The sequence below is a fragment of the Nostoc sp. CHAB 5836 genome (assembly GCF_020829445.1).
Classification (GTDB): Bacteria; Cyanobacteriota; Cyanobacteriia; order Cyanobacteriales; family Nostocaceae; genus Nostoc.
Genome location: NZ_JAIVFV010000238.1, coordinates 1 through 8,396 on the forward strand (window position 1 = coordinate 1; position 8,396 = coordinate 8,396).

5 protein-coding genes, 1 tRNA gene and 1 pseudogene are annotated in these 8,396 nt (G+C 41.2%); 5 read left to right on the plus strand and 2 right to left on the minus strand.

Annotation, left to right across the window (positions count from 1 at the left end):
- Nucleotides 1-487: 487 nt before the first annotated feature.
- On the minus strand, nucleotides 488-871 hold the full coding sequence (locus LC605_RS29190; RefSeq protein WP_229550939.1) for a DUF4359 domain-containing protein: 384 nt from the start codon (nucleotides 869-871) through the stop codon (nucleotides 488-490).
- 124 nt (nucleotides 872-995) lie between these two features.
- On the opposite strand from LC605_RS29190, the gene LC605_RS29195 reads away from it, so the two are divergent.
- The 4 genes from LC605_RS29195 (at nucleotide 996) to LC605_RS29210 (ending at nucleotide 6,246) form a co-directional block, all read left to right on the plus strand.
- Nucleotides 996-1,068 (plus strand) — tRNA-His (locus LC605_RS29195).
- A 447-nt stretch (nucleotides 1,069-1,515) separates the two neighbouring features.
- Nucleotides 1,516-3,963 carry a sucrose synthase gene (locus LC605_RS29200; RefSeq protein ID WP_229550940.1) on the plus strand — a complete coding sequence of 816 codons (2,448 nt, stop codon included), beginning with the start codon at nucleotides 1,516-1,518 and terminating at the stop codon, nucleotides 3,961-3,963.
- A 257-nt stretch (nucleotides 3,964-4,220) separates the two neighbouring features.
- Entirely contained in the window at nucleotides 4,221-6,035 is a 1,815-nt protein-coding gene (locus LC605_RS29205) for a tetratricopeptide repeat protein (protein WP_229550941.1), read from the plus strand.
- A gap of 19 nt (nucleotides 6,036-6,054) precedes the next feature.
- Nucleotides 6,055-6,246 carry a hypothetical protein gene (locus LC605_RS29210; RefSeq protein WP_229550942.1) on the plus strand — a complete coding sequence of 64 codons (192 nt, stop codon included), beginning with the start codon at nucleotides 6,055-6,057 and terminating at the stop codon, nucleotides 6,244-6,246.
- On the opposite strand, the gene LC605_RS29215 is transcribed toward LC605_RS29210, so the two are convergent.
- A complete protein-coding gene (locus tag LC605_RS29215) occupies nucleotides 6,166-7,380 on the minus strand; it encodes an FAD-dependent oxidoreductase (protein ID WP_229550943.1) in 1,215 nt (404 codons plus the stop codon). The genes LC605_RS29210 and LC605_RS29215 overlap by 81 nt on opposite strands.
- 601 nt (nucleotides 7,381-7,981) lie before the next feature.
- On the opposite strand from LC605_RS29215, the pseudogene LC605_RS29220 reads away from it, so the two are divergent.
- Nucleotides 7,982-8,396: pseudogene (locus LC605_RS29220) on the plus strand (pentapeptide repeat-containing protein); the annotation flags it as partial.

Consider the following 8,396-nt stretch of genomic DNA (forward strand, 5'->3'; position numbering starts at 1 on the left):
AAAATCTATGCACAAAGCAAAGAAAAAACAGTTACGCAGTTGGTTGAAGACTGGATCGACAGGTTGCCTAGTCCCAAGATTGACGACTCCTTATCCACCCCACTCCCTAATCAATCTGACGATTGATATCAGTCGGGGGTAGAATCGTCGCCATCCGCTCCCTATCCCCACCTTATGAGTACATTGAAGGTGGGGACTTGGGCGACACGTTAAACCCCCAAAGTTGGTTAAACTACAAGAGTAGGTAGGGTATACGCCCTACCTAGCTAAAATTATTTGTCAAAGTCAATTCTCCTACAAGGAGAGAGGAATGGAATTCCGATATATTAGACTTGTTGCGTAATAAAATTTGAAACAGCTGAAAAGCTTACTACATAAGGATTACGATTGTTTCTGCTTCTAAATCGCTGAACACCTTGATTCACAAGGGTTTTAGCCACTTTTTTAGTTTAATTCGCAACAAGTCTATTTTCTTCCCACCGCTTCCTTATTGTTCTTGGGCAGTGTAAGTATAAAATTGATCAAAGGCTGCCACGGTTTCAAATTTGTAAGAAGGTATCCAAGAATTTATTTTTAAATCTGTACGGTAAATGCTAAAAATAATGTAATTTTGTCTTTCTGTAGTCCTGGCAATAATTTCTTGCATTTGTGGGTTAGCCGAGTCAACTAACTGATCACAATTAAAACGGATTAAGTTTTCTATAATATTTGTAGTTTTTTTACATACATCGGTTTTTAAGTATTTTGTCAACCGTTGCACTGCATATTGTTCATATTCAACCTGACTGGGATTGGTCTTCGCCATTGTCACACCCAAGGCGGCGAGTCCTGCTGCTGCTCCAGTATATACAATGATGGTTAAGGGTTTCATGTTTGCCAAGTAAAATTCATTGTAATCGTTAGATTCCAGAGACTCTAAATCAACTAAGTCCGTTCCTTGAACAAAAACTCTTGATCCCTTGCCAAATTGTTGCTATAATTCAAATTGTTGAATGGCGAGCGTAGCCAAGTGGTTAAGGCAGTGGTTTGTGGTACCACCATTCGTGGGTTCGAGTCCCATCGTTCGCCCTAAATAATTGAATAGTAATCCATAAGGACTTGATATCATGTCCGATTGATTACTTACTAAACCCCAAGAACCCCACCCCGCTAAAGCTATGCTTTATCTCCTCTCCCCTAATCCCCAGAGGGGGCCCCGAGTTCCCCGCTCTTCGGGAGGGGATTAAGGGGTGGGGTGCAATGACTATGGGAATCATAACTAATTACCCGGACATGATGTGACAGATGTCTAGTGTATTCCTTTAGTTAGAGCCAAAAATACTGAACCATAGATACTTTAAGTAAAGTACAACATAATTTAAGTGCCTGCTGAAAAGTTAATACTTGTAGGTACACAGATAAATATCATTTATCTGTTTTATTTCATGTTTCTACGTGGTGCAACAAGAGGTAGAGCCTTTATTTGTCTCACCTTGAAAGTCAACAATGCAAACATCGTCATCTTGTGGAGTTACCATGTCTGAATTGCTTCAAGGAGTCTTAGATAGCGAAGAAAGAAGTGATTTGCGTTCTTTTCTTAGTGAATTACGCCAACAAGAAAAGAAGTATTTGCTGCGGAATGATATACTCAATGTATATAGCGAGTATTGCTCCAAGTCCCATAAACCTGAGACTTTTTACACATCCTCTGAGTTAGGCAAACTTATTTACTATACTCAGGAAATTATTCAGGAGGACTCAAACTTCTGTTTGATCATCCGTTCTAAAATTGCTAGTCAAGAAGTTTATTGGTTGACATCAGACTTGAGCATTGAGCCGATGACGGTGCAGGATCTCTTAGATCTGCGCGATCGCCTGGTGAACAAATCTCATCCTAACGAGGGCGACCTGCTAGAATTGGACTTCGGCCCATTTTATGATTACACCCCAGTCATCCGCGACCCCAAAAATATTGGTAAAGGGGTACAATTTCTTAACCGCTATCTATCTAGCAAAATATTTCAAGACTATAAACAATTACTGGACAGCTTATTTAATTTTTTGCGTCTGCACCAATACAACGGTGTTCAACTGCTGATCAACGATCGCATTCAATCACAGCAGCAACTTTCCCAGCAAGTTAAAAAAGCCATAATTTTTGTTAGCAATCTCGCCGATGATCAACCCTATGAACAATTCCGGTTCCAATTGCAAACGATGGGTTTTGAACCGGGTTGGGGTAATACCGCAGCGCGTGTACGGGAAACCTTAAATATTCTCGATGAATTGATTGATTCTCCCGACCCTCAAACTCTCGAAGCCTTGATTTCTCGTGTTCCGATGATTTTTAAAATCGTCTTGGTATCAGTTCACGGCTGGTTTGGCCAAGAGGGGGTTTTGGGGCGTCCTGATACTGGCGGTCAGGTAGTTTACGTTCTTGACCAGGCCAAGAGCCTAGAGAAGCAGTTACAAGAAGATGTCCTGCTAGCTGGTTTAGAGGGATTGAATGTCCAGCCAAAGGTAATTATTCTCACCCGCTTAATTCCCAATAGTGATGGTACTCTTTGTAATCAACGTCTCGAAAAAGTCCTCGGTACTGAAAATGCTTGGATTTTGCGAGTACCTTTACGGGAATTTAATCCTAACATGACTCAAAACTGGATTTCCCGGTTTGAGTTTTGGCCTTATCTAGAAACCTACGCTATTGATTCAGAAAGAGAACTACAGGCAGAATTTCAAGGCAGACCTGATTTAATAGTTGGGAACTATTCTGATGGCAATTTAGTGGCATTTTTACTGGCGCGACGACTGAAAGTTACCCAATGTAATGTTGCCCATGCTTTGGAAAAATCAAAATATTTGTTCAGTAACCTGTACTGGCAAGATTTGGAAGATAAATATCATTTTTCTTTGCAATTCACAGCTGACTTGATTGCGATGAATGCTGCCAATTTTATTATTAGCAGCACTTATCAAGAAATTGTCGGAACACCGGATAGTGTGGGACAGTACGAGTCTTATAAGTGTTTCACTATGCCAGAATTGTATCATGTAACCAATGGGATTGAATTATTTAGTCCGAAGTTTAATGTCGTACCGCCTGGAGTCAACGAAAATTACTATTTTCCTTACTACCAGACTCCAGACAGAGTGGAGAGCGATCGCCAACGCCTTACAGAAACACTTTTTACTCTGGAAGACCCCGCACAAATCTTTGGCAAACTGGATGATCCTAACAAGCGTCCTCTCTTCTCAATGGCGCGTCTTGACCGCATCAAAAACCTCACAGGTTTAGCTGAATGCTTTGGGAAAAGTCAAGAATTGCAGGAGCATTGTAACCTAATTTTGGTGGCGGGTAAGTTGCACGTGGAAGAATCAGGCGACAATGAAGAACGCGACGAAATTATCAAACTTTACCAAATCATTGACGAGTACAATCTCCACGGTAAGATTCGTTGGCTAGGTGTGCGCCTTTCCAAAACTGATTCTGGTGAAATTTACCGAGTCATTGCTGATCATCAGGGAATTTTTGTACAACCAGCTTTATTTGAAGCTTTTGGTTTAACAATTTTAGAGGCGATGGTTTCAGGATTACCGACTTTTGCTACACAGTTTGGCGGCCCACTGGAGATTATTCAAGATCAGGTTAATGGCTTTTATATTAACCCAACACATTTAGAAAGGACAGCCAGCAAAATTTTAGGCTTTATCACCAAATGTGAGGATAATCCTAACTATTGGAATGAGATTTCACAGCAAGGAATTGACCGAGTTTACACCACCTATACTTGGAAAATTCACACTACAAAGCTGCTATCATTAGCACGAATTTATGGATTCTGGAACTTTACCTCCAAGGAAAATCGGGAAGATTTGTTGCGCTATATTGAAGCTTTGTTCTATTTAATTTATAAGCCGAGAGCGCAACAGTTATTGGAGCAGCATAACTGTATTGGTCTAAAGACGACTGAGAAAAGGTTATAGTCCGTTTGAACGGACTTTAGTTATGAGCCAGGAACTTCAGTTCCGGGTGGTTTATGTCTCAATACGGTTCACAAAAGGGCTGAAACTCTTTTTTTTACGAACCACAGAGGCGCAGAGAACACAGAGAGAAGGGAGAAGAGAGAAGGAGGAAATGCTTAACTGAACTGTATTGGTTTATGTCTAGAATGAAATAGCCTGTATCGTTAAGAATCTCGATGCTTTAGGCTAGAAAATGTCAAAAGCAAAAAAATTATTATATGAATGCTGAAGATTTTTTCAATCAAGGATTAAACCACAATTTGCAAGGGGAGTATCAAGCAGCGATGTCTTCGGAAACCCCAGAGGGTAACGCAGCTTATGCCGAAGCTTACCATAATCAAGGGCTGATTTTAAGTGGTCAACTCAATGATTACCGCAGTGCGATCGCTAATTTCAACCGCGCCATCGAAATCAATCCCAATTTTGCCACAGCTTATTACAACCGAGCTAATGCTCGTTACTTTTTAGCCGATTATGAAGGTGCGATCGCAGACCATAATGCAGCATTACAATTAGATCCCAATTTAGCCCAATCTTACCACAGCCGGGGAAATGCCTACTTTGCTTTGGCAGACTACGATAAAGCGATCGCAGACTATATCCAAACTATCGAAATGAGTACCCAATTAGCTGATAATATTAATGTTGATATTGCCAACGCTTATCATAATCGCGGCGTGACTCGTTTTGAACGTGGTGATCATCAAGGAGCGATCGCAGATTTCCAGCAAGCTTTACAATGGCATCCCCATTTTGCCGCAGCTTACAGCAATCGGGGCAACATTCACCATATTTTAGGCAATTATCACGAAGCGATCGCTGACCATAACCAGTCATTACAATTAGATCCTAACTTGGCGGAGGCTTATCATAACCGAGGTAATGCCCACTACGCTTTAGGAGATTATCAAAGTGCGATCGCTAATTTCAACGATGCCCTAAAAATCAACCCCAGCTTTGCCGGAGCGTACTATAATCGGGGTCTGGTGCTTGCCCACCTCAAAAACTATCATGGAGCAATTGAAGACTTTAACCAAGCATTAAAGCTGAATCCTGATGATGTGCAAGCTTATTGTGAGCGCGGTTTGGTTCGTAGTATTCTTGAAGATTATGATGGTGCGATCGCCGATTATGACCAAGCGTTACAAGAAAATCCGACTCTAGCTTTAGTATACGGCTTTCGGGCTAATGCTCGTCGCCGATTGGGAGATTATCAAGGTGCAATTGAAGATTGCAATCGCCTATTACAACTCAATCCTAATTTAGCAGAAGGATATTGCGATCGCGCGGCGGCTCGTCGTTCTTTAGGAGATCATAAAGGCGCAATTAAAGATTATGATCGAGCATTGCAGATTAATGACCACTTAGCAGCAGCTTATTATGGTCGGAGTATTGCCCGTGAAGCCCTGCAAGATTTACAGGGAGCAATTGATGATAATACCCAAGCCATAGAACTTGTTCCTGATTTTTCCCAAGCCTATTGCAATCGGGGAAATGCTCGTCGTCTTTTAGGAGATGAACACGGAGCGATCGCAGATTATAATCAAGCATTAGAAATTAATCCTGATTTAATTGAAGCATATTACAACCGAGGTTCTACCCGCTATGCTTTAGAAGAATATGAAAGTGCGATCGCAGATTACACCCAAGCTTTGCAAATAAATCCCCAATCTGCTGCATTTTACAGCGATCGCGCCAATGCTCGCTATGCCCTAGAAGATTATCAAAAAGCTATAGAAGATTACAGTCGAGCGATCGCCATCGACTCTAGCTTTGCCGAAGACTGGTATAATCGGGGTCGTAGCCGTTCACTATTGGGAGACTTACCAGGAGCGCTTGCAGACTTAAACCAAGCCTTACAACGTCAGCCTAATTGGGCTTCAGCTTACATCCTTCGGGCAGATGTCTACAGAAATTTGGGAGACACTCACAGAGCAATTACAGATTTCCAGAAATCCGCAGACTTGTATTACCAAGAAGGGAATATCCAATATTATCAACAAATTATTGAGCTAATTGAACAGCTTCGATAAAGGGATTGGGCATTGGGCATTGGGCACAAGAGTTCTAGAGAGATGCAAAGGGGACAGAGGCGAAAAACTTACTGTAACTTCTCCCTCATCCCCCTCATCCCCCTCATCCCCCTCATCCCCCTCATCCCCCTCATCCCCCAAAACGAAAGCGTTCCATAAAACGGCGGTCAATCCAATCTTTGTAACGCCACAAGAGTTTATGAGGTGGTAAAGTGAAGATATATTTTGTTGCCATCGCTCGTTCGTCTCCTGTACCAATTAAACTCAAATATTGTTTCTGTGGTCTATAAGGTTTGAGCGACTTAGCTAATAAAATTCGCTGCAAATTTTCAAATAAAGGCTTACCTTGTTTAACAGCAAATACCCCAGCTTTCGGACGCGGATGATTTACCATTGTGGCAATATCACCAGCAGCAAATACCTGCGGGTGTGTTTGAGATTGCAACGTGTCTTCTACCAAAATAAAACCTTGCTCATTTGTTCCTAGTCCAGCAGTTTTTAACCATTCGGGTACTGAAGCTTGTGTTACCCAAAAAATTTTATTGCACTCTATGATCAACCCAGATTCACATTTAATTTCAAATACTTCTTGATTTCCCCTCTCTGTTTGCAAAGAAGGGTTAAGATTTTTCGGTGCAATTTTACACACACTTTCTCCAAGGTGAAGCTTAATACCTCCCTCAGTTAAAATTTGCTGAACTTGATGCCGCACTGATTGATGGTAATTGGGCATCAGTTCCATGCTACGCTGAAATAAATGAATTTCTAAGTTTTGAATTGCTTGGTGACTTTGATCAAAAATTCGATGTAAACGCGATCGCATCGATAGCGCCAACTCTACACCACCAGCACCTCCACCGACGATGGCAATGCTAATTGGTTCTTGAGGATTTTTACCTACGGCTTCAATTAGTTCATGCCAATGCTCTAATAGCTGCGATACTGGTTTAGCTGCGATCGCATATTCTGCTGCACCTGATACAGATATTGTGGCCGGAGTGCTGCCAATATCAATAGACAGCACATCAAAATCTACCACAAGTCCCTTAGCACAAAGAACTTTGTTGTTTTTCAAGTCTAGGGCAACTACTGTGTCAATATATAATTGTGCTTGAGCAAAGTTCGCCAAGGGTCGCAAGTCAATATGGCATTCATCGTGGCTGTAAAATCCGGCAATGTGCCCTGGTAACATTCCAGAGTAGGCTGTGTCTGATGCTGCGGTAATCAATGTCAAACGTACTCCAGGTAACGGTTTCATCCCAAACATCCTCATAACAATCGCATGGCTGTGACCCCCACCAATTAACACCAGGTTTTTAACAATTGGCTGTAGGTTTTGCTGCATTTAAATACTTATATGATGATTTTGGACTGCTATATTTTGTTTGGCACATTAGCATCTTCAAACAGGGCTATTTCATTTTAGACATAAACCACCCGGAACTTCAGTTCCTGGCTCATAGCTAAAGTCCGTTAAAACGGACTATAACCCAATACGGTTAGTTAAGCATTTCTTTCTTCTCTTTGCGTCCTTTGCGTCCTTCTCCCTTGGCGCTAGCCTCTCCCTTTGGGAGAAGGGGAGACGCACTCGCGAATGCGGTTTCTAAAAAAAATTGACTTTGGCAAAGAGTTTTAGCCTTAACCCAAGCGTATTGGACTATAACCTTTTCTCAGTTGTCTTGAGACGACTTTCGCTATTAGACTGGTGGATTCATTCTCAGGCGGGCTAGATGAGAATGAAATAGCCCTGATATTCAAATAATAAGTTTTTAAACACTAAGTACATTGGTGCAAAAAAAGTCAATTATGTTACGAAACGTAAATAAGCTTAAAACCTTTACTAATGACAAATGACCAATTGACTTAGGACAGCCTTAGCCAGTTAACTTTAATTGCGCCAACCTACTTACTGTGACTATTTCAGTAATTATTATCCTTGTCATCTCATGAAAAACATTTTATCAAAAAATAACATCCAGCTATCCAAAATATTCCTGTCCATACCTAATTTCCAAGAACAAGTTAAAAAAAATCAGCATCATTCGCAAAAACAACGCTTAAGAATAGCAAGTGAGCAGCTAAAAAATAACACAATAGAAATGAGTTTAGCTGTAATTAATGATTTAGAGCAAATAGCGCAGAATCATCCACAGTACCACTGGATAATCATCGAAATTCTTACTACTTTTGTACGAGAAAATGCTCCTTATATGCCCCAAGAGAAAGTAACGAGCAACCTGTCAACAAAAGTTCCTGTAGATATTCAAGCAGCCCTGACTGTTATCGCCAGAAGAGATGTCAACAAAGACCCAGAAAGTGAGCAACTTGATTTGAGCTACACTCATTTCTATTGTGTTATTT